Consider the following 24,797-nt stretch of genomic DNA (forward strand, 5'->3'; position numbering starts at 1 on the left):
CCCTAGGCTGCACCACTGATGACTTCGAACGATCCGACTCCGACCCGCTGGTGGCAGCGGAAGGGCGACCAGCCGGCCGACGAGGGCACGACGCCGCCCGACGCGCCGCCCCGTCCGCCGACGGCCGAGCCTGCCGTGCGCACCCCTGCGGACCTGCAGGCGGCGATCGAGCGCGCCGCGGAGCTGCGCCGCCGGGCCGAGCAGGCCGCGGCCGAGCAGGCCGCGGAGCGGCTCGTCGCGGAGGAGTCCGCGCAGGTCGCGGCCCGCGCCCGCATCGAGGCCGATCAGCGCGCGGCCGAGCACGCCGAGAAGGCGCAGGAGGCGTACGACGCGCGCCGGGCCGCCGAGGAGGCCGGCGAGGCCCACGCGGCCGAGCGGGTCCGGCTCGAGGAGGCGGCGACCGAGGCGACGCGGGCGCGCCAGGAGGCCGAGGAGGCCGCCCGCAAGCTGGTCGACTCCGCGAAGGTCGCCACCGCGCTCCGGCTCGCCGCCGAGCAGGCCGCCGCCCAGCAGACCGTCGACCGCACCACGGCCGACGACGCCGCCCGTGCGGCCGCCGAGCAGGCAGCGCGCGCCGACGAGGCCCGGGCCGCCGCCGAGGAGAAGGCACGGCAGCAGGCCGAGGCGGCCGCCGCCGCCCACGAGGCCCGGCTCGCCGCCGAGGAGTCTGCCCGCGAGGCCGCAACCGCGGCCGAGGAGTCGCTGCGCGAGCTCGCGACGAGCACCGAGCAGACGATGCGCGACGCGGCGGCGGCCGCCGAGCGGTCGGTGCGTGAGCTCGCGACGCGCACCGAGCAGACGGTGCGCGACACCGCGGCGGAGACCGAGCAGTCGCTGCGCGAGATCGGCGCATCCGCCGAGGATTCGCTGCGCGAGCTGACCTCGACGACCGAGGAGTCGCTGCGCGAGACCGCGGCGACCGCCGCGCAGGGTCTGCGGGACGCCGCCACCTCGACCGAGGAGTCGCTGCGCGAGACCGCGGCGACCGCCCAGCAGACGGTCCGCGACGCCGTCGCTGCCGCCGAGACGTCGGTGCACACCGCCGAGGCGAGCGCGCAGCAGGCGCACGCCGACCGCGAGGCGGCCGAGGCACGCGCCGCCGGGCTCGCCGAGGAGCTGGCCGAGGCGACCCGGGCCCACGACGACTTCGTGCGCGTCTCGCAGGAGGCGCGCGCGGCGGCGGAGCAGGCCGCCTCCGACCAGGCGACGGCCAGGGCGACGGCCGAGACCACGGCGACCGAGGCTCTCCGCGCGCGCACCGCCGCCGACGAGGCCGCCGCCGAGCACGCCCGGCTCGCCGAGACGGCCCACACCGCCCGGGCCGCAGCCGAGGAGACCGCCCGCGCGCAGGCGGCCGCGGCGGAGGCCGCCGAGTCCGCCCGCGCCCACGCCGAGGAGGTGGCCGCCCGACAGACCGAGGCGACGGCGACCGCCGCCGCGGGCGAGGAGGAGGCGCGTCGTACCGCCGCGGAGATGGCGGTGGCGCTGCAGGCGGCGCACGACGCCCGGATGGCCGCCGACGAGAGCGCGCGCACGCAGTCGGTGCGCGCCGAGGAGGCGCACGCGGCGCGTCTCGCGGCGGAGGAGCTCGCGGCGGGAGCGGTCGCCGCGCGCGAGGAGGCCGAGGCGCAGACCCGGGCGCAGCTCGACACCGCGTCGGCCGCGCACGCGGACCGGACCGTGGCCGAACGGGCAGCGGAGGCCGCCGCCGGACGGGCAGCGGAGGCCCAGGCCGCCCGCGAGCAGGCCGAGATGCGGGCCCGCGAGCAGGCCGAGGCCGCGGCCCATGCCGCGACCGACCAGACCACGGCCCACCAGCGCGCCGAGCAGCAGGCGGCCCAGGCCCAGCTGGCGCACGAGGCCCGAGCCGCTGCCGACGCACGCGCCGAGGAGCACGCCGCCGCCCGGGCGGCGGCCGAGCGGGCGGCCGCCGAGGCGCTTGCGGCCCAGCGGGCCGCCGAGGACGACGCCCGCGCGCACGCCGAGCTCGCCGCCGCGGCGTCCGCGGAGCGCCTCGAGGTCGAGCGCCGGCTCCGCGAGGTCCTCGACTCCACCAGCGAGGCGACCGCCCGCCAGGCCGAGGAGCTCCAGCAGGCGATCGCGGACCGGGAGTCCGCCGAGCGCGCGGCCGCCGAGCAGGCGCGGCTGCGGGCCGAGGCAGAGGCGGGTGCCGAGGCGCGGGCCGCCGACCGGAGTGCGGTCGAGGCCGCCGTACGCCATCAGGCGGAGGTCGCCGAGGACGCGCTGCGCGAGCGGGTCGAGGCCGAGGAGAAGGCGCGCGAGCTCGCCCGCGAGCTGGAGGAGGTCCGGGCCGAGCTGCTCGACCTGCAGAACCAGCGCCACTGGTGGCAGCGCAAGGGCTGACCCGTTCAGTGGCCGCTCGCTGGGATAGTCCCTGACGTTCTCGGGGTTCCGACGGCCTGTCGACCCCGAGGACGTCAGGGACTATCGCGACAACCCCGCCCGCAGGGCCGCGGCGATCTCGGCGTTGGCGGCGCGGGCGGTGCGGCCGATCCCGACCACGTTGAAGAAGCCGTGGATCTGGTCGGCGAAGCGGCGCAGCTCGACCGGCACCCCGGCGGCCTCGAGCCGGCGCGCGTAGGCCTCTCCCTCGTCGCGGAGCGGGTCGAAGCCCGCGGTCGCGACGTACGCCGGCGCGAGACCCGCGGGCAGGTCGACGTACGCCGGGGAGACCCGCGGGTCGCGCAGGTCGTGGTCGCCGATGTAGCTGGCGTTGGCGAGGTCCATGAAGGCGCGCGTCAGGTAGAAGCCGTCGGCGAAGAGCCGCGCGCTCGCCGTCTCGCGCACCGCGTCCGTCGCGGGGTAGACGAGGAGCTGGAACGCGAGCGGCAGACCCGAGCGGGCAGCCTCGACCGCCACGACGGCGGCCAGGTTGCCGCCGGCCGAGTCCCCACCGACCGCGATCCGGTCCCGCTCGACGGCGAGGTCGTCGGCGTGCTCGACGACCCAGCGGTACGCCGCGATCGCGTCGTCGTACGCCGCGGGGAAGGGTTGCTCCGGACCGAGCCGGTAGTCGACGGCCAGCACCCGCACCCCGGAGCGCTCGGCGAGGAAGCGGCAGGCGGCGTCGTGGGAGTCGAGGTCGCCGTACATGAAGCCGCCGCCGTGGAAGAACACCAACAGCGATCCCCGGTCGAGCGACGGCGTGTAGAGCCGCGCCGGGAGTCCGGCGACGGTCAGCTCGCGCACGGACCCGATCGGCTGGTCGCCCGCGGCGAGGCGCGTGTGCCGCAGCACGGCGAGCCGACCGTCCGCGATCGGGAGGGTCTCGGCGCCCGGCTCGCGCACCACCCGCTGCATCCGCAGCATCAGCTGGGTGTCGACGGCCAGGGCCTCCCCGTCGCGGACCACCGGTCGGCCGGCCAGCAGCCGCTGCAGCGGGGCGGGCAGCGCCATCGCGCCGCGCAGGGCCAGGCGCTCGACGCGCTCGAGGATGCTCACGCGCGGCAACCTACCGAGCGAGCCGGATCGCGCGTCACCTCCTGTTCATCGTCTGGTGCCACACTCGGAGGCATGACGCTCGACAGCCTGCCCCCGGACGCCGTCGCCAGTCATGGCGAGACCGTCCCGGACCAGCCGTTCGACGTCGAGCCGCCGTACGAGCCCGACGGCGAGGCGTTGGCGGCCGTCGAGAAGTACGCCGACCGCTTCCTCGACCGGGAGATCTCGTGGCTGCGGTTCAACCAGCGGGTGCTGGAGCTCGCCGAGGACCCGCAGCTGCCGCTGCTGGAGCGGGCCCGCTTCCTGGCGATCTTCACCAGCAACCTCGACGAGTTCTTCATGGTGCGGGTCGCCGGGCTCAAGCGGCGGATGGCCGCCGGTCTCGCGGTCCCCGCCGCGAGCGGACTGATGCCCGAGGAGCTGCTCGACCGGATCCTGGTCACCACGCGCGAGCTGGCGGAGCGGCAGGCCCGGGCCTTCCGCGACGACGTCGTACCCGCCCTCGCCGACGCCGGCATCCAGCTGCTGCGCTGGTCCGACCTGGATCGCGACGAGCAGCGGGCGTGCAAGCGCCTCTTCAAGGAGCGGGTCTTCCCCGTGCTGACGCCGCTGGCGGTCGACCCGGCGCACCCGTTCCCCTACATCTCGGGTCTCTCCCTCAACCTCGCGGTCCTGATCCGCAACCCCAAGACCGGCAAGGAGCACTTCGCTCGCGTGAAGGTGCCGCCGATCTTCTCCCGGTTCGTGCCGGTCGGCCACCAGCGGTTCGTGCCGCTCGAGGACGTCATCGGCGAGCACCTCAAGCGCCTCTTCCCCGGCATGGACGTCCTCGAGGTGCACACCTTCCGGGTCACCCGCAACGAGGACCTCGAGGTCGAGGAGGACGATGCCGAGAACATCCTCGCCGCGCTCGAGAAGGAGCTGCTCCGCCGCCGCTTCGGTCCGCCGGTGCGCCTGGAGGTCGAGGAGTCGATCGCCCCCCAGGTGCTCGACCTGCTGATGTCGGAGCTCGGGATCTCGCAGGACGAGGTGTTCCGGCTGCCCGGCCCGCTCGACCTGCGTGGACTGCACGACATCGCCGACCTGCCGCGGCAGGAGCTGAAGTACGCCGCATTCGTGCCGGTCACGCACCCGCGGCTCGCCGAGGTGGAGTCGTCCGCGCCCGTCGACGTCTTCAAGGCGGCCCGGCGGCACGACGTGCTGCTACACCACCCCTACGACTCGTTCGCGACGTCGGTGCAGCGGTTCATCGAGCAGGCCGCCGCCGACCCGCACGTGCTCGCGATCAAGCAGACCCTCTACCGGACCTCCGGCGACAGCCCGATCATCGACGCCCTTATCGACGCCGCCGAGAGCGGCAAGCAGGTGCTGGTGATCGTCGAGATCAAGGCCCGGTTCGACGAGGAGGCGAACATCCGCTGGGCCCGCAAGCTGGAGCAGGCGGGCTGCCACGTCGTCTACGGCCTGGTCGGCCTCAAGACCCACTGCAAGGTCGCGATGGTGGTGCGCGACGAGGCCGGTCACGGGGCCGGGATCCGCCGCTACACCCACATCGGCACCGGCAACTACAACCCGAAGACCTCGCGGACCTACGAGGACCTCGGGCTGATCACCACCGACGAGCGGATCGGCGAGGACGTCGCCCACCTGTTCAACAACCTGTCGGGGTGGTCGCGCAACGCGTCGTACGACCAGCTGCTGGTCGCTCCCGACTCGCTGCGGTCCGGGCTCGTCGAGCAGATCCACCGCGAGATCGCGCACCAGCGGGCCGGGCGGCCGGCGCGGATCCGGCTCAAGGCCAACTCGGTGGTCGACGAGGCGGTCATCGACGCGCTCTACCTGGCCTCGCAGGCGGGCGTGCCCGTGGAGCTGCTGGTGCGCGGCATCTGCGCGTTGCGACCCGGCGTGCCCGGCCTGTCGGAGACGATCGCCGTGCGGTCGGTGCTGGGCCGGTTCCTCGAGCACAGCCGCGTCTTCTGGTTCGAGAACGCCGGCGACCCGGTCGCCTGGATCGGGTCCGCCGACATGATGCACCGCAACCTCGACCGGCGCGTCGAGGTGCTGGTGCGGCTGCCCGGCAACGGCAACGTCGCCGCGATCGGGGAGCTGCTCGACCTGGCCTTCGACGACGACACGAGCGCGTGGGAGCTCGACAGCGAGGGCCTGTGGACCCGCAACCAGGGCACGACCCACCTCCAGGAGGCCCTGATCGAGGCGCAGCGTCGGCGCCGGTGACCCCGGCCGCGCGGTCCGTCCGGGAGGCCCTCGCTTGCGTGATTCCGCGGGCCACCCCCTAGGCTGTTCTGCGGCCTTGTCCTCCTCATCAGGAGTTAACCGTGGGTTTGCGATTCCGACCCGTCGACACCTCGTTCTACGACCTCCTCACCGAGTCGGCGCAGCACCTCGTCACCGGGGCCTCGCTCCTCGCCGACATGCTCGCCGAGGGTGCCGACCACGATGACGTGGCGCGCCGGATGCGAGAGGCGGAGCACAACGCCGACGAGACCACGCACGCGATCGTCAAGCGGGTGAACTCGACCTTCGTCACGCCGTTCGACCGCGAGGACATCTACTCGCTCGCCTCCGGCCTCGACGACGTCATGGACATGATGGACGAGGTCGTCGACATGATCCTGCTCTACGAGGTCAAGGTGCTGCCGGCGGAGCTGTCCGGCCAGGTCGAGGTGCTCCAACGGTGCGCCGAGCTGACCGCGGCGGCGATGCCGAACCTGCAGTCGATGCAGTCGCTCGAGGAGTACTGGATCGAGGTCAACCGACTCGAGAACACCGGCGACAAGAACCACCGGCGCATCATCGCCAACATCTTCAGCGGCGACTTCAAGACCATCGAGGTGCTGAAGCTCAAGGACATCGCCGAGGCCCTCGAGGAGGCGATCGACGCCTTCGAGAAGGTCGCCAACACCGTGGAGCAAATCGCGGTCAAGGAGTCCTGACCAGCCATGGACCTCGCGATCGTCATCGCGGTCGTCGTCGTTGCCCTGTCCTTCGACTACACCAACGGCTTCCACGACGCCGCCAACGCCATCGCCACGTCGGTGTCGACGCGGGCCCTCACCCCGCGGATCGCCCTGGTGCTGGCCGCGGTCATGAACTTCGTCGGCGCGCTCCTCGGCCAGGAGGTCGCGCACACCGTCAGCGACGTGATCTCGCCGCCCGACGGCAACCACGGCCTCGTCGTCGTACTCGGCGGCCTGCTCGGCGCCATCGTGTGGAACCTGATCACGTGGTACTTCGGGCTCCCGTCCTCGTCGTCCCACGCGCTCATCGGCGGGCTCGTTGGCGCCGCGCTGGCCGCCCAGGGCACCGACATCGTCCACTGGGAGACGATCGTCGACAAGGTGCTGATCCCGATGGTCCTCTCCCCGGTCTTCGGGTTCTGTGCGGCCTTCCTCGTGATGCTCGGGATCATGTGGATCTTCCGACGGCGCAACCCGCACCGGGTCTACCGCGGCTTCCGTGCCGCACAGACCGTCTCGGCCGCCGCGCTGGCGCTCGGCCACGGCCTGCAGGACGCGCAGAAGACGATGGGCGTGATCTTCCTGGCGCTCACCACCGCCGGCTACTACACGAACGCCGCCGGCGAGCCGCAGGAGAACCTCCCGCTCTGGGTCGTCGTCGCCGCCGCGGGCGCGATCTCGCTCGGCACCTACTCCGGCGGATGGCGCATCATGCGCACGCTCGGCCGCCGGATCATCCACCTCGACCCGGCGCGCGGCTTCGCCGCCGAGTCGGTCGGCGCGGGCGTCCTCTACACCACGGCGTTCGTCTTCCACGCGCCGATCTCGACCACCCACACCATCACCTCGGCGATCATGGGCGCCGGCGCCACCAAGCGCTTCTCCGCCGTCCGCTGGGGTGTCGCCCGCTCCATCGTCGCCGCCTGGGTGCTCACCTTCCCCATGGCCGGCCTCGTCGCCGCGCTGTTCTACACGGTCCTGCACCTCGTGCTGGGTCAGTAGGACCTGCTCCATCGTGACCGGTCTCGTCCGGGATAGCCAGCGACAGAATGGTCGTCAGGACTGACCCGGGACAGCCATCCCGTCACTGGGTATCCCCGCGCCACCACCCACCCGGCCCCCGGGATCACCCGACCCACGGATCAACCGGCGCGCCGGTAGCGCAACAGACGCTCCCGCTGGTCGTCCGACAGCGCGCGTCGCAGATCGACCGTGTGGGTGGGCGTCCACCAGCCCGGGAGCTCGAGCGTCCATCGCCGTTCCCCGGGCCGGCTGGCGAGTGCCCGCCCACGAGCCTCACGGATCCGACGCTCGAGCCGGAGCGGCTCGCGTACGTCGGCGCCGACCAGGTCGAGGTACTCGAGCCCCGCGCGGCGGAGGTCGTCGGCACGCACGAGGTCCTTCGCCCGTTGCCTGCCCTCGAGGTGCAGCCCACCGTCGTACTCGACGGCGAGACCGGCCTCGACGTCGAGGAGATCGGGCGTCCCCAGATGACGCCCCTCGAGGTCGAAGACGGGGCGATTGGTCAGCGGCGGCTCGAGCGCGAGGACGAGCGGCCAGACAAGCCGGACGTCGACCTCCCGGGGCGACCAGGCGTTCTCGTCGGCCAGCGCGGCCGCCTCCCTGGCGACGGGGATGCCCGTCCAGTGGTAGAGCAGCTCGAGGTGACGTAGGAGCTCGGCGCAGCTCACCAGGTCGGCGGCGGCCGCCATGTCGAAGGCTCGCACGGCCGCGACCAGGTGGTCGGCGTACCGCATCTCGAAGGCCACCGCGGACACCGGTACGACGACCTGCAGGCCGTCGACCACGGTGCGGAACGGAGGCGGGATGCACTCCCCGGTGACCGCGATGCCGGGTTGCTCGCGGACGCTGCGCCGGATGCTGGTGAGCTGGACGGCCAGCGGGGTGCGTCCGTCGCCGCCCAGCCCGTCGAACCACGTCGCGCCCTGCCAGCGCAGGGACGCCCAGCCGGTGACCGCGGTGTCGGGGGAGACGTGATGGCCGGCCTCCACGATCCGCTGCTCGACGAGGTCGCCGTCGACATCGGCCGGGACGTAGTAGCCGCAACTCGTGCGCCTCCAGTGGGGCCCGCGCGCCTGGCCACGCGTAGGTCCCCTGAGCCCCTGGGGCTCGACCGGCACCGGACGCACCAGTCTCGGGCGAGCCGGGTCGAACCGGGGCGGCGTCATGTGTGCCTTGCGGGGCATGTCTCACGTTCGCGTATCCGTCCGGTGCGGCGCCGCCGTCATCCACAGGTCGTCCCGGCGGGGGCCGGCCGACGGAGGGATGTCGGGCCGGCCCGGGGGATAGCCAGTGACGGGATGGTCGGCCCGGACGCCTGAGTGCAGCCATCCCGTCACTGGCTATCCCCCCGCAGGCGACCGCAGCCCCCACCAGCGACACCGGCCGGCACGTTCGGCCGATCGCCTTGCATTTGCCTTGCAACAATCCGGCGGGTTGGCGACGCGGGTCCTTGAGACGGGCGGGGTTTGATTCTGTCATCAGGATCAGCCGCCGGAGTGGGGCTCCGGCGGTCCCAGGGGGAGGGAACCCGATGCGCATCAACAGTGTTCGCCGGAACGCGACGAAGATTCTCGCCAGCATCGCGCTGGTCGCCGGAGCAGCCACGGTTGCCGGAGTGGGCACGTTCGGTGCGTTCACCGACACCACCACCGCCGACACGAGCGTGGAGACCGGCGTCGTCGACGTGCGGATGAACGGCGGCGGCCAGGGCGTCGAGCTCGACCTGAGCAACATGGTCCCGGGCGACAAGGTCCAGGTCCCGATCACGATCTCGCGCGGCGCCGGCTCGGTGAAGCTCGGTGACCTCGCGGTCACCACGAACGCGACCAACAACACGCTGACCAGCAAGCTGATCCTCGGGGTCGACAAGTGCTCGCAGGCCTGGACGACCAGCGCTGACAAGCTGAGCTGCAACGGCTCGACCACCCCCGTCTACATCGGTCCCAGCAACATCGCGGTGCAGTCGGTCCACGACGTCTGGTGGACCCAGAGCTGGATCAACACGCTCAACGACGACAAGGCCATCTACCTCCGCGCGACCCTGAGCCTGCCCTCGTCGGCCGGCAACGACGTCGCGGGGCAGACCGCCGACATCACCTGGTCGGTCACCGGGACGCAGCGCAGCGGCAAGGACAGCGTCGTCATCCCGACGCCGGTGTCCTGACCGCAGCGCCTGAGGGACGCGTCCGATGACCGCCCACGTGCTCGATCTCCCGGTCCGGGCCGACGCCCGGCACCGGAGCCGTACGCCGATCGCGCGGCGCCTCGCCAACCTGCTGCTGAGCCTGGTGCTGGCCGTCGGTGCGGTGACGTTCCTCGGTCTGGCGATCGGGCCGCACGTGCTCGGCTATCGCACCGCGGTCATGCTGACCGGATCGATGACCGGGACGATCGACCCCGGCGACCTGGTCGTGTCGGTGCCCCGGCCCGCGGACCAGGTCGAGGTCGGCGACATCCTCACCTTCCACGCGCCGACGGCCGAGCATCAGCTCGAGACCCACCGGGTCATCGGGGTACGTCACACCGCGGAGGGCGGGGTCGTCGTCCGCACCCAGGGCGACGCCAACGCCGCGCCGGACCCGTGGCGGGCGACGATCGAGGGCGACACCGTCTGGGAGACGCGGCACGTCGTCCCGCACCTCGGCTCGGTCGTCCGGGTGGTGCGCGCGACCGTCGTGCGGTACGGCGCGATGTGGGTGGCCCTCGCCGGCGTCGTGCTGCTCGGCCTGACCCTGGTCTGGCGGCAGCCGGCCCCTCGCCGGGCGGCGACCGGATCCGGCGGCACGGGGCGCGGGCTCACGCTCGTGGTGCCGGAGTCGCGCCGGTGATCACCGACGCCAGCGACTTCCGGCCGCTGGTCGCCCGACGGCTGGTGCCGACCGGGCCGGGTGTCGAGCTCGACGGCCCGGGCACCCGGTTCTGCGCGGGCCAGCTGGTCGAGGAGTCGGAGGCACCGACGACCGATGTCGGCGCCCTGGTGCTGCTTCAGCTGGCGGCGCGCAAGCGGTAGCCCACGCCGCGGACGGTCTCGACGAACCGCACCTGTCCGCGACGGTCACCCAGCTTGCGACGCAGGTTGCCCATGTGGACCTCGACGTGGTGGGTCTCCCCCCAGCTCTGGCCCCACACCTCCTGCATCAGCACGTTGCGCGACCACACCCGCGAGGGGGCTCGCATGAGCGTGATCAGCAGGTCGAACTCCGTCGGCGTCAGGTCGACCTCCGCACCACCGCACGTCACGCGGTGCGCGTCGACGTCGACGACCAGGTCGCCGTGGCGCAGCACCTCGTGCTCGCCCTCGTCCGAGACGTCCACGAAGCGACGCGGCCGCCGGAACATCGCGTTGACCCGCGCCTTGAGCTCCCGCACGCTGATCGGCTTGGCCAGGTAGTCGTCCGCGCCGGTCTCGAGCCCGATCAGCCGGTCGATCTCGTCGGCCTGCGCGGTCACCATGATCACGTAGGCGTCGGTCACGGGCCGGATCCGCCGGCAGACCTCGAGACCGTCGATGCCGGGGAGTCCGACGTCCAGGGTCACCAGGTCGGGGGCGAGCTCGGTGACGAGGCTGACGCCGTGCTGGCCGTCGTTCGCGATCCGCACGTCGAAGCCCTGGGAGGACAGGGCGGTCTCGAGGAGCGACGCGGTGTCCACGTCGTCCTCGATGACGACTGCGCAGCGCGGCACCCGTTCCCCCCTGAGGCATGCAAAACGACACTTGTAACCGGCCCATCGGCCGCCCGCAGGGGTACTTGAGGGGTTAACCGAAGCGACCCGAGATGTAGGCCTCGGTCGACGGCTCGTCGGGGTTGGTGAACATCTTCGTGGTCGGGTTGAACTCGACCAGGTGCCCCGGCTGCCCGGCGGCCTTGAGGTTGAAGAAACCGGTCTCGTCGGAGACCCGCGCCGCCTGCTGCATGTTGTGGGTCACGATCACGATCGTGTACTCCGACTTCAGCTGGTGGATCAGGTCCTCGATCGCCGAGGTCGAGATCGGGTCGAGCGCCGAGCACGGCTCGTCCATGAGCAGCACCTCGGGCTCGACGGCGATCGCGCGGGCGATGCACAGCCGTTGCTGCTGGCCGCCGGAGAGGCCCATGCCGGGGCGGTCGAGGCGGTCCTTGACCTCGTTCCAGAGGTTGGCGCCGCGCAGCGATCTCTCGACGAGCGCGTCGGCGTCGGACTTCCTCATCTTCCTCGAGTTCAGCTTCACCCCGGCGATGACGTTGTCGTAGATCGACATGGTCGGGAACGGGTTGGGTCGCTGGAAGACCATGCCGATCCGTCGGCGTACGGCGACCGGGTCGATCGTCGGGTCGTAGAGCGACTGCCCCGAGACCATCACCTTGCCCTCGACGCGAGCGCCCGGGATCACCTCGTGCATCCGGTTGAGGGTGCGCAGGAAGGTGGACTTGCCGCAGCCGGACGGGCCGATGAACGCCGTCACCGCCTTGGCGCGGATGGTCATGTTGACGCCCTCGACGGCGAGGAAGTCGCCGTAGTAGATGCTCAGGTCCGAGACGTCGATGCTCTTGGCCATGGGTTCTCTCTCACCAGTGCGGACGCTCAGCGGCGCCGTTCGGTCTTGGGGGCGAAGTAGGTGCCGATGAGGCGCGCGACGAGGTTGAGCACCATCACGATGACGATCAGCACGAGCGCGGCTCCCCACGCCCGGGCGTAGCCGGGCGGGTCGCCCTCCGTGCCGACGGGCACCACGCCGGGCGAGCTGTACTGGCTGAAGATGTAGACGGGCAGCGTCATCATGCGGCCCTCGAAGAGGTTGAAGTTCACCGAGTCCGTCGCGCCTGCGACGACCAGCAGCGGCGCCGTCTCGCCGATGACGCGGGAGATGGCGAGCACGACGCCGGTGATGATGCCGCCCAGGGCGGTCGGCAGGACGACCTTGACGATCGTGCGCCACTTCGGGATGCCCAGGGCGTACGACGCCTCGCGGAGGTCGCCCGGCACCAGCCGCAGCATCTCCTCCGCGGAACGGACGACGGTCGGGATCATCAGCAGCGAGAGCGCCACCGCGCCACCGAAGCCGACGCGGATCGCCGGCCCGAAGATCAGCACGAAGAGCGCCAGGGCGAAGAGGCCGGCGACGATCGAGGGGATGCCGGTCATCACGTCGACGAGGAACGTCGTCACGCGGGCCAGTCGCTTGCCGCGGCCGTACTCGACGAGGTAGATCGCGGTGAACAGCCCGACCGGGACGGAGATGAGCGTCGCGGCGAGCGTGACGAGGATCGTGCCCCACAGCGCGTGGAAGATGCCGCCGCCGGCGCCGACCACGTTGCGCATGTCGTAGGTGAGGAACTCGGCGTCGATCGCGGAGACTCCGTGGCTGACGACCATCCAGATCAGCCAGACCAACGGCACGAGCACCACGACGAACGCACCCCACACGAGGGACGTCGCGAGGCGGTCGGCGGCGGCCCGGCGGCCCTCGACGACCATCGACCACAGCGGGAAGCCTGCCACCATGAGCACGACCGCGAGCACCAGGCCGCCGGTCGGGCTCCAGCCGGTGAGCAGCGTGACGAGCCCGGCGACGCCCAGCGCGATGACGCCGACCAGCAGCACCGCCCACCGCGGCAGCCGAGCCTGCGTGAGGTCGGCGGTGATCGCGAAGGCGTCGGGCTCCACAAGCGTCGTGGTCGTCGTCGTGGGGTGATTCATCGCGACACCTTCCGCTCGCTGCGCGCGATGACCCAGCGCGCCGCGAAGTTGACGGCGAAGGTGACCGCGAAGAGCACCAGGCCGGTGGCGATCAGCACGGCCTGCTTGTCGGGCGTCGCCTCCTTGTAGTTGGAGGCGATGTTCTGCGCGATCGTCGCCGGGTTGGTGTCCGAGATCAGGTTCAGCGTGACGACCGGCGCCGCCGAGAGCACCATCGCGACGGCCATCGTCTCGCCGAGCGCGCGACCGAGCCCGAGCATCACGGCGGAGATCACGCCGGAGCGGGCGTACGGGAAGACCGCGAGCCGGATCGTCTCCCAGCGGGTCGCGCCGAGCGCCATCGCGGCCTCCTCGTGGAGACGCGGCGTCTGTGCGAAGACCTCGCGCGAGAGTGCGGTGACGATCGGGACGACCATGATCGCCAGCACGATCCCCGCGGTCAGCATGCTCCGGCCGGTCACGGACGGCGGGCCCGCGAAGAACGGGATGAAGTCCAGGTTGGCGTAGAGCCAGTCGGTGACCGGCCGGATCGAGCTCGCCAGGGCCAGCCCTCCCCAGAGGCCGAAGACCACGCTGGGCACCGCGGCGAGCAGGTCGATCACGTAGGCGACCGGGGCCGCGATCCGCGGTGGCGCGTAGTGGGAGATGAAGAGGGCGACGCCGATCGAGAACGGGACGGCGAGGACGAGCGCGACGACCGCCGCGAGGATCGTGCCGAAGACGAGCGGGCCGACGTAGGACCAGAAGTCCTCGGCGGGCGCGTAGATGTTCTCGGGGGCGCTCAGCCCCGGCAGCCCCTCGATCGCGAGGAAGACGAAGACGCCGGCGAGCGCCAGCATGATCGTCAGGGAGGCGGCCCGCGCGATGCCGGCGAAGATCCGGTCCCCGGGCCGGACGACGGCGCGGGCGGCCCGTGGTGCCGGGGGCGGTGCGGTGACGGACACGAGGCTCCTGTTCTGGAGTGCTGCTCTTCGCGGCCGTGCGGCGGGCCCTGGGCTCGGGCCGCCGCACGTCCCGACGACTACTCGGCGGAGATGGCGTCGACGATTCCGGCGGCCCGCTCGGCCAGGGTGGCGTCGAGCGGCGCCGCGCCGGCCTGCTCGGCGGCCGCCTGCTGGCCCACCTCGGAGACGATGTAGGACAGGAGGCCCTTCACGAGGTCGGCCTCGGCGGCGTCGGCGTAGTGCTGGCAGGCGATCAGGTACGACGCCAGCAGCACCGGGTAGGCACCGGACTCGGTCGTGGTGCGGTCGATGTCCATCGCCATGTCGACGTCCGCGCGGCCCTCGACCGGTGTCGAGACGGCGAGCGCCGTCGCGGCGCCCTCGGCGGACGGGCCGACGAACTCCTCGCCGACCCGGATCGACACGAGCCCCAGGCCGCCGGCCTGGCTCTCGTCGGCGTACCCGATGGTGCCCTCGCCGCCCTTGACGGCCGACACCATGCCGGAGGTGCCGTCGGCGGCCTCGCCGCCCTTGATCGGCCACACGCCGTCGGGGTCGTAGGACCAGGCGCCGTCGCCGGCCTGGCTCAGGTAGTCGGTGAGGTTCTCGGTGGTGCCGGAGTCGTCGGAGCGGTGGACCGGCGTGATCTTCGTGCCGGGCAGCTCGGCGCCCTCGTTGAGCGCGGCGATCGCCGGGTCGTCCCAGGTGGTGACCTTGCCGTCGAAGATCTGCGCCAGCGTCTCGGCGTCGAGGTTGATCGCGTCGACGCCCGGCAGGTTGAAGACGATCGCGATCGCGCTGACGTACGCCGGCACCTGGATCGCGTCCTCGCCCCCGCAGCGCTCCTTGGCGGCGGTGAGCTCGCCCTCGTCGTCGTCCAGGTACGAGTCCGAGCCCGCGAAGGAGAACGCCTCGCCGATGAAGTTCTCGCGACCGGTGCCCGAGCCGACGGCGTCGTAGGTGATGGTCGCGTCGGGGTTCGCGGTCTGGAAGCCGGCGCGCCAGGCGGTCTGGGCCGACTCCTGCGAGGTGGCGCCGCCACCTGCGAGGGTGCCGCTGAGGCCGCTGCTGGTGGCGTTGCCGCCGCCGTCGCCGCCGTCGCCGTCGTCGTTGGCCGCGCTGCAACCGGTGACGGCGAGCGCGAGGACGGCGATGCCGGGCACGACTGCCCGGCGGAAGGAAGTGCGGATCACTTCGAGCTCCTGTCTCTCTTCTCGGACAGCAGCGAAGTTAGGGACCCGAAGTGGACGTTTCCGGGGTCGTCGGTGAACGAGCGGTGAACTCGAATCGCCCAGTCGGAGACGGGCGTCCGCTCACGAGACGGCGATCACGTGAACAGCCCCGGAGGTGGTTGACGTCAGTCGATCCGGTGCACTTCGGTGGCGACGACCGTGTCCCGGCGCAGGTGGACGACGGCCATCGCTCCGAGGTCGAGCTCCGCGTCCGGGAGACCGAGCGCGTCGAACACCGACGGCAGCACCGGGCGGTGGGTGCACACGACCGCGGACTCGTCGCCCGCCACGAGGGCGTCGACGACCGAGAGCACGGACCCGGCGGTCGCGTCCTCCTCGCTGAGCCCGTCCTCGCACTCGAGCCGCCACCCGGTCGTGTCGGCGTACGGCGCCACGGTCTCCACGCAGCGGGCGCTGCTCGACGTGACGACGCGGGTCACGTCGTACGCCGCGAGCACCGGCACGAGGCGCTCCGCCTGGGCGCGACCGGGCTGCACGAGCGGCCGACGACGGTCGTCCTTGCGACCCCAGCCCTGGCGGGAGCGGGCCCGGCCGTGGCGCAGCACGACGACCGCGTGGGTCCGGCGGCGCCGCGGGCCCGCCTCCTTCAGCGTCGCCCGGTCGCGCTCGTAGCTGAGCCGGTCCATCGCCTCGTCGTAGGGCAGCCACTCGACGGCGTCGATCTCGTCGTTGGGGCGGTACGCCGAGACGTCGTCGCTGCCCACCGCCCGCCCGATCCAGTAGGACACGTGCTTGGTCCGCCCCCCGGCCACGGGGTAGCGCTGCGGCGCCAGCGGCGGCCCCAGGCGGACGTGCAGCCCGGTCTCCTCCGTGACCTCCCGGGCGGCGGCCGCCGCGGCGTGCTCCCCCGGGTCGAGCTTGCCCTTGGGGAAGGACCAGTCGTCGTACCGCGGGCGGTGCACGAGCAGCACCCGCTTGCCCGGACGGAAGACGACGGCACCGGCGGCGAGGACGTCCTTCGCGGGCATGCGGTTAGTCTCACATCGACCGGCCGCGATGAGGAGAGGCACCTGTGAGACGCGTGACGACCGCGCTCGTCGCCGTGCTGGTGGTGGGGCTGCTCGCGACGGCCACCGTCGTGGGCGTGCGGTGGTGGCAGGACCGTGGGCGGACGGCGTTCGAGGAGGCCACGGCGTACGCCCCCTCCGACGCCGAGCGGCTCTCCTGGACCGACTGGGCGGCGGTGCGCGACGACGTCGGCGCCTCGGTCGGAGCCGGCTCCTCCGCGTCGGACGTCGAGGGCTTCCTGGACGACGCCTTCGACGACGACGTCACGTCCGCGTCGGCGCTGGTGCAGTCGGCCCCGGTGCTCCAGGACCACTTCGGGTTCTCCCCCGCCAGCATCGAGTGGGAGCTGTTCAGCCAGTCCGGCTCCGGGGCGGTGGTGATCATGCGGCTGCCCGAGGGGGTCGGCGTCGAGGACGTCGCGGATCACCTCGAGAAGAGCGGCTTCGACGAGCCGTCCTCCGACGACGGTGTCTGGACGGGCGGCGAGACGCTGCTGCCCGAGATCGGCGCGAACCTCACTCCCGAGCTCCAGTACGTCGCGCTCGACGCCGACGAGCGCCTGGTGCTGACCAGCGACCGGGCCGACTATCTCGAGTGGGTCGTGGACGACCTCGACGACGGGGGCCCGCCCGCGGCGATGCGTGAGGTGGTCACCGCGTCCGGTCGGCCGCTGTCTGCGGCGGTGTACGACGGCGACCGCGCCTGCCGGGCGCTCGCGATGAGCCAGGCCGGCCCCGACGACCGCGACACCGCCGACCGCCTGCTCGCCGACGCCGGCGACGTCGACCCGATGACGGCGTTCGCGATGTCGGTGCAGCCCGGCGGCGGCGTACGGGTGGTGATGGGGTTCGCCGACGACGACCAGGCCGAGGCCAACGCGGCCACCCGGGCGACGCTGGCGTCCGGCCCGGCCCCCGGGCAGGGCGGCGACTTCTCCGACCGGTTCACGGTCGACTCGGCGACGGCCGAGGGCGACCTGGTCACGCTCGACCTCACCCCGGTCGAGGGCTCCTACGTGTTCTCCGACCTGTCGACCGGGCCGGTGCTCTTCGCCACCTGCTGACCCCGGTCGGTGTCTTGCGACGCGGGAATACCCGGTGCACCGGGTATTCCCGCACTTCTCGGCCGTTGCAACAATCAGGACGTCAGGAAGTCCCCGAGGAGTACGCCGTCCGGCCATCGCGCTGAGCCGAGAGTGCCCGTCGGAGGTCAGGCGAGCTGGTAGCCCGCCTCCTCGACGGCCGCGGCCACGGCCGCGCGGTCGAGCGGGACCTCGCTGGTCACGGTGACGCGGCCGGTCTCGAGCTCGACGTCGACGTCCCGCACGCCGTCGAGCGCGGAGACCTCCTCGCGGACGGCCGCGACACAGTGGCCGCAGGTCATCCCGGTGACCTGCCAGGTGTGGATCGTCACGACTTCACCAGCCGGCTGATCGCGTCGACCGCCTCGGTGATCTTCTCGCGGGCCTCCTCGTCGCTGGACCGGGCGGCGTCGACGACGCAGTGGGAGAGGTGCTCCTCGACGAGCCCGATGGACACGGCCTGGAGCGCCTTCGTCATGGCCGAGACCTGGGTGAGGATGTCGATGCAGTACTGCTCCTCCTCCACCATCCGCTGCAGGCCCCGGGCCTGGCCCTCGATCCGGCGCAGCCGGCGGAGGTAGTCATCCTTGCGATGGATGTACCCGTGCTGGTGCTCGCTCATGGCGCCCATGATACCCCGCGGGGGTACGTCGGCGGCGTCAGCGCTCAGGTCAGGACTCGCGCCGGGGCTCGGGGACGACGCCGAGGATCCGATCGATCTCGTCGACGGAGAGGGGCTGGTCGGTCTCACTGGCCGCAATGATCAGATTGGTCGTGAGCTCGACTTCACCAAGGAGGTCGGAGTCCTCGAGGGAGATGTCGAACTGATCGTGCAACTCTTCACTCCCTGCGCGCGTCGGTGTGGCTGCCCTCCACATAACGCCAAGCGTGCCCGACGGTCACGACCTACAAACGCCAGAGCCGAAATCTGACCCGTCCGGGCCACCCCGCCTGCTCCGAGTGGACGGCCCAAAATTGATGAGAGGCCCCACCCCGACGGGTGAGGCCTCTCGCGTCGTCCGAAGCGGACGGCGTCAGATCACAGCGGGCGGACGTTCTCCGCCTGCGGGCCCTTGGGGCCCTGGGTGACCTCGAACTCGACCTTCTGGTTCTCGTCGAGGGACTTGTATCCCTGCGACTGGATGGCCGAGTAGTGGACGAAGACGTCGTCGCCGCCGCCGTCCTGAGCGATGAAGCCGAAGCCCTTCTCGGCGTTGAACCACTTAACGGTGCCCTGAGCCATGTGCTCGTTACTCCTCTGTCGGGGCGAGAGACCGTCACTTCGACGGTCCCGCACCAGGTGCGGGTGACACGTCGCTCCGACTTCGCGTGAGTGGCAGGCCCACGAAAGAGGAAACGCCGTTGGATCACAAACTCCGCGGGCGTCAGACCTGCTGGAACTTGCACCTGTTGCGTGGCACACGTTACCAATCCCGGCTCCGGAGGAAACCGCCTCGGTCCGGTTTTTCTCACCCCGCGGATGACGGCTGTGGTACGAGCACGTGACGGGCGATCGCGCGGGGTGCGAAATAGATACAAGCCGCGCTGGCGTCTCGGGTCACCAGCGCGGCTTGTGACAGAAACACTAGCCAGCCCGCGGGCGCGGTCCAAGCGCGTCCCGGGGGTCTTGCGGAAATCTTGCGGATGAGTGGGTGTCCCCCGGCCGTCAGCCGCCGGCCGAGGAGCGTCGGACGGCCGACGCCCGTTCGCACTCGGCGGCGGCGCACCGGACCAGGGCCGTGCGGTGCTTGGTGTGCGCGTCGAGGAGCAGCGCGGTGTCGGTCTCCCACTCGACGGTCCCGAACCAGTACGCCGCGTACGACGCGATCTCGCGTCCGTGGACCGTCCGGGCGTGCACCTCGTTCGGCCCGAGACCGTCCGCGAGGATGTGGGTCGTCGCCATCCGTCGCCCGTGGGGCGAGAACGCGACGACTGCCTCGGCACACGAGCGCCACAGCTTCCGCTTCGGGTGCCGCAGCGAGGTGACGACCGTGCAGCCGCCGTCGTACGGGTCACCGGTGAACGTCGCCAGCCGGTCGGCGCGGATGTCGGCGTGCCCCGCGACGCGCCCGACGATCCGGGACGTGCCGCCCGAGACGAAGTCCCACCAGAAGGTTCGCGGGGGGCCCCACGTCGAGAGCACGAGGCGTCCCTCGTCGGCGGCGGCCACGGTCGCGTACTCCGAGAACCTCCGGTGTGCCAGCCGCGCCCCGGTCTCGGCGTCGAGGACCGTCACGTCGGTGCGGCCGCCCCGCTTGGTCCGGGTGACGACGACGTGCGCGCCGTCCCGGCTCAGGGTGAGCTCCGCGGACTCGGCGGGCCGCGCGATGCGCGTCGTCGTGCCGTCCGCCTCGACGCGCAGGACGCGGCCGCTGCCGGCGACGACGTACGCCGTGCCGGACTTCCCCAGCAGGTAGGAGTGCGCGGGGAGCCTCACTCGGGTGTCGCCGTCGACGACGCTGCGGCCGACCTGCATCGGGGTCGCCGGACCGTCTCCCTTCGGCAGCGCGCCCGGACGGATGTGCACCGTCGGGGCGTCGGCGCGGCCGGCGACACCACCGGCGGCTGACGAACCGTTGACGGGCGCGACGACGAGCGCCGCGAGCGCGGCCAGGACCAGGAACCGAGACCTCATGCACCAGAGACGCGACGACGACCAGGAAGGTTGCGACGCGCCCCGGGGAGATCGGGCGCGGCGTGACGGCCCGGTCCCGTCAGGGCTGCTGACCGGGCGACGGCGGTGTGCCGTCGAGCTCGAAGACGACCGTGTTGTAGATGGTCGATCCCGCAGCGGTCGGCAGCGTGACGGTCAGGGCGATGACCTTGCGCCGGCTCGCGCGGCTCGTCGCCGCGGACTCCTCCAGGGCGACCGTGACGAGGAGGTCCTTCAGCTGGGCGGCGGTCGGCGCCTCCTCGAGCTGGGAGACACGCGCCGTCAGCGCCTGTTCGATCCTCACCGCCGTCGCCAGGGCGACGGGATCGGGAAGTCCGACGGCCTGACCCCGGGCGTACGCCGCCGACGAGCACGAGATCAGTGCGATCGGCTTGCCCCCGACGCCGAGGTCCCACAGCGGCACCGAGCTGCCGTCGGCGAACTTCAGCAGGCCGCCCTCGTTGTGCCCGATGACGGTCACGACGTCCGCACTGCTCGATCGGTAGCCGTCGACGAACGTGTCCGCCGCCGACGTGCCACTCGACGCGACGACCCGGACGACATCGGTGTCGACGTGGGCGAGCGTGGCGCGGTCCCTGCGGAGCCGGCCGGCGGTGGGCTTGGCCGCCCAGATCGCCTCGTACTCCGCCGCCGAGTCCGCCGCCGAGATGAACCGGGCGGCACGGATCGTCGCGGCCGCGGTCCGTGGCGTGCTTCCGCCACACGCGGACGCCGCGGCGAGGACCACCGCGGCGAGCAGGAGCGCGGTCCAGGCACGCAGCGCCTCGGCGCCCCGGGTCTGCCGATGCGGTGACCGCACGAGCCCACCTCCCGAGTCCCCGGCCTCAGCCGCCGGGGAGGAAGTAGGAGCGCAGGCTCACCCTGGGTTCACCCGCCTCCGCCGCGGCCGCGTCGTCGCCGAGCCTCGTCTCACCCTTGCCGGACAGGAAGGAGGAGATGCCTGCCTTGAGGAGGCTGGGCGCGGCGGCGCCGGCGACGAGGAGTTCGAACGGGCTGGGGGCCTCGTCCTTGCTCTGGGCCCAGAACCAGCCGAGCACGCCACCGGCGAGGACCATCGCCACCGTGACCGCCCAGTACTTGCCCGATCGCAGCAGCCCGGCGTACTTCGGCTCGTCGAGGCTCTCGCGCAGCTGGTGCCAGTGGACTACCTCGAGGATCGCGCCACCGACGAGCGGGGCGGTCCACTGCCACACGTCCATGTGACCTCGCTCCTGCCGGTGGGTCGAGCGTGCGGTTGACGCCCCAACCCAAGTAGCGAGCGGCCGGCGACGACGGTCAACCCCCATGTGGGTCAGACGCGGCCGGCGCCCGGGCCATCGGCGACCGCGCCCGGCGGCGCCAGTAGGCTCCGCTACGAGGTTTCTGCTCGGCACGGTCGGCGTAGCGGCTCCGTCGATCGACGAGCGGAACCCGGGCCCCTAGCTCAATTGGCAGAGCATCGGACTTTTAATCCGCGGGTTGTGGGTTCGAGTCCCACGGGGCCCACCGAGCACCTGTCGCCGACCGGCGCGCGTCGCCCGGCGTGACTACTCCGACCCCAGTATTTGGGCAGGGGTCTACCGGCGCGTAGCCGCGTCCCCTACTCTCGGCCGAGTTGAACCGTCGGTGACCCGAGACGCCGGCGGTTCACTCCATTTCAGCCGGCGCTCCGGTCGGCGTCGATCCAGAACCGGAGCTTGCCGTTGCGCGAGTCCTCGTAGACACCACCGCCGCGCTCGATGGTGAGCCGCGAGCCGACGTTGTCGTCGTCGCAGGTCACCAGGACGCGGTCGATCCCGAGCCGAGCGGATTCCGCGACGCCGAGCTCCAGCGCACGGGTCGCATGACCCTCGCGGCGGCGGGACGGGCGTACGGCGTACCCGATGTGGCCGCCCTCCTCGAGCAGCCAGGCGTTGAGGGTGTGCCGGACGGCGAGGAAGCCGATCACCTCCCGGTCCGCACCGTCGCCGTCGGTGATCCAGAAGTACGAGCAGTGCACCCTGTTGTCGGCGAGCGGTGTGGCCGGGTCGGCCTGCGCGACGAGGTGCTCGACGACCGCGCGGCAGCCGGCCGCGGTGACGTCGACGGTGTCGAACTCCCACAGTCCCGCGCCGTGCACGTGCTGCTCGCCGGCGGCGTGGAACTCCGCGATCGTCTCGGCCCACGAGGAGGCGAGGGCGACGTCGGGGCGATCGAGCGAGGTCATGCGGCCATTCGATCAGATGGAACCTGTTCTAGGATCAGCCGGTGCCCGGATACCAGCGCGACGACCTGACCGCGGAGCAGATCGAGCAGCAGAAGTCGCTCTACGACCCGTTCACCGACGCGGTGCGCGAGCTCGTCGACGCCGCGATCCGCACCGAGGTCGGCGAGGACGAGATCCGGACGGCCCAGGCCGAGGTGGAGGGGATCGTCGCGCGGCTGCGCCGCTCGCAGCTCGAGGGGTCGTACGGCGTGCGCTTCGGTGCGACCGGCCGCGGACGCCCCTGGGGCAACGCGGTGGTCGGGGTGCGCAACGCCGTCGCTCCCCCGCTGGTCGTCGAGCGCGACGACTCCGGCCGGGCGTGGAGCGACTTCCACCTGGGCGCGGCGTACGAAGGCCCGCCCGGGCTGGTGCACGGCGGCGTCTCGGCGCTGATCCTCGACCAGATGCTCGGCGAGGCCGCGGGCGCCGGGGGCAAGCCCGGGATGACCGCGACGCTGACCCTCCACTACCGCCGCGGGACGCCGCTGGGCGACCTCCGGGCGGAGGCGTGGATCGAGCGGAGCGAGGGCATCAAGACCTGGGCGCGCGGACACGTGAGCGACACCGAGGGCGTCACGGTCGAGGCCGAGGGCCTCTTCATCCTGCCGCGCTGGGCGCGCGAGCAGCTGGCGGCCGACGAGGCGACGCCGAAGTTCTTCGAGTGAGGTAGGCGCCTCCCGAGCCGACCGCGCCGCCAGGACGGGCGGTCAGCCCACCCGCTGCTCGACGGGTACGCCGCGCTCGCCCGCGTCGGTCAGGCGCGCCTCCTCCTCGGCGCGCTCCTCGAGCTCGGCCCGTCGGGTCGTCTCGAGCATCGCCCGGGCCGCGTCGTAGGCCCCCGGGTCGGAGACCAGGTCGGCGGCGCCGCGCTTGAGCCGGCCGAGCGCGCTGCGCGCGAAGATCTGCTGCTCGGTGGTGGTGCGCTCGGAGCGGCCGCGGCCGATGAACGAGACGAACCAGTGCAGCAGCGCGGTGACGCGGTTCTTGAAGCCCGTGATGTAGATCAGGTGCAGCGCCAGCCACATCAGCCAGGCGAGCACGCCGGTGACGCGCAGGTTGCCGATCAGCGCGACCGCGCGGAACCGGCTGATGATCGCCATCGAGCCCTTGTCGAAGTAGTGGAAGGGGCCCTGGGAGGGCTTCGACTTCAGGCGGTTGTCGATCTCCTTGGCGGCGTACTTGGCGCCCTGGATCGCGACCTGCGCGACGCCCGGGAGGTTGTCGAGCGCGATCATGTCGCCGACCACGAACACGTCCGGGTGGCCGGGCAGCGTGAGGTCGGGGTTGACGGCGATCCGGCCGGCCCGGTCGAGCGGCGCACCGGTCTGCTCCGAGAGCGTGCGGCCGATCGGGTTCGCGGCGACGCCGGCCGCCCAGATCTTGGTGACGCTGTCGATGCGCTCGACGCGGCCGTCCTTGAACTTCATCTCGATGCCGCGCTCGTCGACGTCGGTCACCATCGCACCGAGCACCACGTCGACGCCGAGCTTCTCGAGCTCGACCTTGGTCTTCTCGCCGAGCTTCTTGCCGAACGGCGGCAGCACCTGCGGGGCCGCGTCGACCAGGACCACCCGGGCGTGCCGGGTGTTGATCGCGCGGAAGTCCTTCTTCAGCGTGCGGTGCGCGAGCTCGGCGATCTGGCCGGCCATCTCGACCCCGGTGGGGCCGGCTCCGACGACCACGAACGTGAGCAGGTGGTCGACGTTCTCGCCCCGGCTGGCGCCGAGCTCGGCCATCTCGAAGGCCCCGAAGATGCGACCACGCAGCTCCAGTGCGTCGTCGATGCTCTTCATGCCCGGCGCGAACTCCGCGAAGTGGTCGTTGCCGAAGTAGGACTGGCCCGCGCCCGCGGCCACGATCAGGGAGTCGTACGGCGTGACGGTGGAGCGACCGAGGACCTGGGACGTCACCGTGTGGGCGTCGAGGTCGACGGCGGTGACCTCGCCGAGCAGCACCTTGGCGTTGTCCTGCCCGCTGAGGACCTCGCGGGTGGGCGGCGCGATCTCGCCCTGGGAGAGGATGCCGGTCGCGACCTGGTAGAGCAGCGGCTGGAAGAGGTGGTGGGTGGTCTTCGCGACCATCGTCACCTCGACGTCGGTCCGGCGCAGCGCCTTGGTGCCGAAGAGTCCGCCGAACCCCGATCCGATGACCACCACCCGGTGCTTGCCGGTCGACTGCTGGGACTTCTCGGGGCTGGGCTGGGTTGCCATCACGGACCTTTCACTACCGCTGTGGGGATCGTGTCGGGAAAACACGCTCCGCGGTACCCATTGTTCCGTTCACGACCCGGATCGACGCAATCGGGGGAGTCCCGTTGGTCACATCGGGCGGTGACCCTCGGTTTCGTCGCAGGGGGAGGTCTGGACCGCTGGAATCACCCGTGGGGCCGAGGTTTCGGCACAAATTCGCTGGGGTAGACGAGGCGCGATGGCACGCCTCGCTGAGGCGTGCCCAGATCTGCATCCCGTGGA

At 72.0% G+C, this 24,797-nt stretch carries 26 protein-coding genes and 1 tRNA gene; 10 read left to right on the top strand and 17 right to left on the bottom strand.

Annotated features, from left to right (window positions below):
• The first annotated feature begins 18 nt into the window (after positions 1 to 18).
• A complete protein-coding gene (locus tag PZ894_RS15655; protein WP_275746178.1) occupies positions 19 to 2,364 on the top strand; it encodes a hypothetical protein in 2,346 nt (781 codons plus the stop codon).
• Positions 2,365 to 2,445: 81 nt separating this feature from the next.
• Here PZ894_RS15655 and PZ894_RS15660 read toward each other — a convergent pair whose 3' ends face one another.
• The gene (locus PZ894_RS15660) at positions 2,446 to 3,462 is read right to left on the bottom strand and encodes an alpha/beta hydrolase (RefSeq protein WP_275746180.1); all 1,017 of its coding nucleotides are present in this window, start codon (positions 3,460 to 3,462) and stop codon (positions 2,446 to 2,448) included.
• A 72-nt stretch (positions 3,463 to 3,534) separates the two neighbouring features.
• On the opposite strand from PZ894_RS15660, the gene PZ894_RS15665 reads away from it, so the two are divergent.
• The 3 genes from PZ894_RS15665 (at position 3,535) to PZ894_RS15675 (ending at position 7,442) form a co-directional block, all read left to right on the top strand.
• A complete protein-coding gene (locus tag PZ894_RS15665) occupies positions 3,535 to 5,697 on the top strand; it encodes an RNA degradosome polyphosphate kinase (RefSeq protein WP_275746182.1) in 2,163 nt (720 codons plus the stop codon).
• A gap of 101 nt (positions 5,698 to 5,798) precedes the next feature.
• Positions 5,799 to 6,416, top strand: coding sequence for a DUF47 family protein (locus PZ894_RS15670; protein WP_275746183.1), 618 nt, complete (start codon positions 5,799 to 5,801; stop codon positions 6,414 to 6,416).
• A gap of 6 nt (positions 6,417 to 6,422) precedes the next feature.
• Positions 6,423 to 7,442, top strand: coding sequence for an inorganic phosphate transporter (locus PZ894_RS15675; protein ID WP_275746185.1), 1,020 nt, complete (start codon positions 6,423 to 6,425; stop codon positions 7,440 to 7,442).
• 140 nt (positions 7,443 to 7,582) lie between these two features.
• Here the strand turns inward: PZ894_RS15675 and PZ894_RS15680 are convergent, their stop codons facing one another.
• Positions 7,583 to 8,647 carry a hypothetical protein gene (locus tag PZ894_RS15680; RefSeq protein ID WP_275746186.1) on the bottom strand — a complete coding sequence of 355 codons (1,065 nt, stop codon included), beginning with the start codon at positions 8,645 to 8,647 and terminating at the stop codon, positions 7,583 to 7,585.
• A gap of 347 nt (positions 8,648 to 8,994) precedes the next feature.
• On the opposite strand from PZ894_RS15680, the gene PZ894_RS15685 reads away from it, so the two are divergent.
• Genes PZ894_RS15685 through PZ894_RS15695 form a run of 3 tightly spaced genes read left to right on the top strand, consistent with a single transcriptional unit; the run spans position 8,995 to position 10,473 of the window.
• Positions 8,995 to 9,627: a TasA family protein gene (locus PZ894_RS15685; protein ID WP_275746188.1), complete on the top strand. Its 633-nt coding sequence runs from the start codon at positions 8,995 to 8,997 to the stop codon at positions 9,625 to 9,627.
• A 25-nt stretch (positions 9,628 to 9,652) separates the two neighbouring features.
• Positions 9,653 to 10,291: a signal peptidase I gene (locus tag PZ894_RS15690; protein ID WP_275746190.1), complete on the top strand. Its 639-nt coding sequence runs from the start codon at positions 9,653 to 9,655 to the stop codon at positions 10,289 to 10,291.
• Positions 10,288 to 10,473, top strand: a complete 186-nt coding sequence (locus PZ894_RS15695; RefSeq protein WP_275746192.1) for a hypothetical protein — start codon at positions 10,288 to 10,290, stop codon at positions 10,471 to 10,473. Before PZ894_RS15690 ends, PZ894_RS15695 begins: the two co-directional genes overlap by 4 nt.
• Here PZ894_RS15695 and PZ894_RS15700 read toward each other — a convergent pair.
• The 6 genes from PZ894_RS15700 to PZ894_RS15725 all read right to left on the bottom strand — a co-directional run bounded on the left by PZ894_RS15700 (position 10,449) and on the right by PZ894_RS15725 (position 16,307).
• Positions 10,449 to 11,147 carry a response regulator transcription factor gene (locus tag PZ894_RS15700; RefSeq protein ID WP_275746194.1) on the bottom strand — a complete coding sequence of 233 codons (699 nt, stop codon included), beginning with the start codon at positions 11,145 to 11,147 and terminating at the stop codon, positions 10,449 to 10,451. The genes PZ894_RS15695 and PZ894_RS15700 overlap by 25 nt on opposite strands.
• A 73-nt stretch (positions 11,148 to 11,220) precedes the next feature.
• Positions 11,221 to 12,000 (bottom strand): phosphate ABC transporter ATP-binding protein PstB, encoded by a 780-nt coding sequence (pstB, locus tag PZ894_RS15705; protein ID WP_275746196.1) that lies wholly within the window; start codon positions 11,998 to 12,000, stop codon positions 11,221 to 11,223.
• A 26-nt stretch (positions 12,001 to 12,026) separates the two neighbouring features.
• Positions 12,027 to 13,142, bottom strand: coding sequence for a phosphate ABC transporter permease PstA (pstA, locus tag PZ894_RS15710; RefSeq protein WP_275746198.1), 1,116 nt, complete (start codon positions 13,140 to 13,142; stop codon positions 12,027 to 12,029).
• Positions 13,139 to 14,086: a phosphate ABC transporter permease subunit PstC gene (pstC, locus tag PZ894_RS15715; RefSeq protein ID WP_275746200.1), complete on the bottom strand. Its 948-nt coding sequence runs from the start codon at positions 14,084 to 14,086 to the stop codon at positions 13,139 to 13,141. Before pstC ends, pstA begins: the two co-directional genes overlap by 4 nt.
• A gap of 77 nt (positions 14,087 to 14,163) precedes the next feature.
• Positions 14,164 to 15,279 carry a phosphate ABC transporter substrate-binding protein PstS gene (pstS, locus tag PZ894_RS15720; protein WP_275746202.1) on the bottom strand — a complete coding sequence of 372 codons (1,116 nt, stop codon included), beginning with the start codon at positions 15,277 to 15,279 and terminating at the stop codon, positions 14,164 to 14,166.
• Positions 15,280 to 15,443: 164 nt separating this feature from the next.
• Positions 15,444 to 16,307 (bottom strand): NUDIX hydrolase, encoded by an 864-nt coding sequence (locus PZ894_RS15725; RefSeq protein WP_275746204.1) that lies wholly within the window; start codon positions 16,305 to 16,307, stop codon positions 15,444 to 15,446.
• A 44-nt stretch (positions 16,308 to 16,351) separates the two neighbouring features.
• Between PZ894_RS15725 and PZ894_RS15730 the strand changes: the two genes are divergently transcribed.
• Positions 16,352 to 17,410, top strand: a complete 1,059-nt coding sequence (locus tag PZ894_RS15730; protein ID WP_275746205.1) for a hypothetical protein — start codon at positions 16,352 to 16,354, stop codon at positions 17,408 to 17,410.
• Positions 17,411 to 17,556: 146 nt separating this feature from the next.
• Here PZ894_RS15730 and PZ894_RS15735 read toward each other — a convergent pair whose 3' ends face one another.
• From PZ894_RS15735 to PZ894_RS15765, 7 genes are all read right to left on the bottom strand, one after another.
• The gene (locus tag PZ894_RS15735) at positions 17,557 to 17,760 is read right to left on the bottom strand and encodes a cation transporter (protein WP_275746206.1); all 204 of its coding nucleotides are present in this window, start codon (positions 17,758 to 17,760) and stop codon (positions 17,557 to 17,559) included.
• Positions 17,757 to 18,050, bottom strand: a complete 294-nt coding sequence (locus tag PZ894_RS15740) for a metal-sensitive transcriptional regulator (protein WP_275746208.1) — start codon at positions 18,048 to 18,050, stop codon at positions 17,757 to 17,759. The genes PZ894_RS15735 and PZ894_RS15740 overlap by 4 nt, the downstream gene beginning before the upstream one ends.
• A gap of 49 nt (positions 18,051 to 18,099) precedes the next feature.
• Positions 18,100 to 18,264, bottom strand: a complete 165-nt coding sequence (locus PZ894_RS15745) for a hypothetical protein (protein ID WP_275746210.1) — start codon at positions 18,262 to 18,264, stop codon at positions 18,100 to 18,102.
• A 203-nt stretch (positions 18,265 to 18,467) separates the two neighbouring features.
• Entirely contained in the window at positions 18,468 to 18,671 is a 204-nt protein-coding gene (locus PZ894_RS15750) for a cold-shock protein (RefSeq protein WP_157342116.1), read from the bottom strand.
• Between the two features lie 423 nt (positions 18,672 to 19,094).
• Positions 19,095 to 20,063: a hypothetical protein gene (locus tag PZ894_RS15755; protein ID WP_275746214.1), complete on the bottom strand. Its 969-nt coding sequence runs from the start codon at positions 20,061 to 20,063 to the stop codon at positions 19,095 to 19,097.
• Positions 20,064 to 20,142: 79 nt separating this feature from the next.
• Positions 20,143 to 20,901 carry a hypothetical protein gene (locus PZ894_RS15760; protein ID WP_275746216.1) on the bottom strand — a complete coding sequence of 253 codons (759 nt, stop codon included), beginning with the start codon at positions 20,899 to 20,901 and terminating at the stop codon, positions 20,143 to 20,145.
• A gap of 25 nt (positions 20,902 to 20,926) precedes the next feature.
• Complete coding sequence (locus tag PZ894_RS15765) at positions 20,927 to 21,301, bottom strand: hypothetical protein (RefSeq protein WP_275746218.1); 375 nt, start codon at positions 21,299 to 21,301, stop codon at positions 20,927 to 20,929.
• Positions 21,302 to 21,514: 213 nt separating this feature from the next.
• Between PZ894_RS15765 and PZ894_RS15770 the strand changes: the two genes are divergently transcribed.
• Positions 21,515 to 21,587, top strand: a tRNA-Lys gene (locus tag PZ894_RS15770).
• Positions 21,588 to 21,738: 151 nt separating this feature from the next.
• Here PZ894_RS15770 and PZ894_RS15775 read toward each other — a convergent pair.
• On the bottom strand, positions 21,739 to 22,287 hold the full coding sequence (locus PZ894_RS15775) for a GNAT family N-acetyltransferase (RefSeq protein WP_275746220.1): 549 nt from the start codon (positions 22,285 to 22,287) through the stop codon (positions 21,739 to 21,741).
• 41 nt (positions 22,288 to 22,328) lie between these two features.
• On the opposite strand from PZ894_RS15775, the gene PZ894_RS15780 reads away from it, so the two are divergent.
• Positions 22,329 to 22,991: a PaaI family thioesterase gene (locus tag PZ894_RS15780; RefSeq protein ID WP_275746222.1), complete on the top strand. Its 663-nt coding sequence runs from the start codon at positions 22,329 to 22,331 to the stop codon at positions 22,989 to 22,991.
• A 42-nt stretch (positions 22,992 to 23,033) separates the two neighbouring features.
• Here the strand turns inward: PZ894_RS15780 and PZ894_RS15785 are convergent, their stop codons facing one another.
• Positions 23,034 to 24,536, bottom strand: coding sequence for an NAD(P)/FAD-dependent oxidoreductase (locus PZ894_RS15785; protein WP_275746223.1), 1,503 nt, complete (start codon positions 24,534 to 24,536; stop codon positions 23,034 to 23,036).
• Positions 24,537 to 24,797: the final 261 nt, after the last annotated feature.

This window comes from Nocardioides sp. YIM 152315 (genome assembly GCF_029210375.1).
GTDB lineage: Bacteria > Actinomycetota > Actinomycetes > Propionibacteriales > Nocardioidaceae > Nocardioides.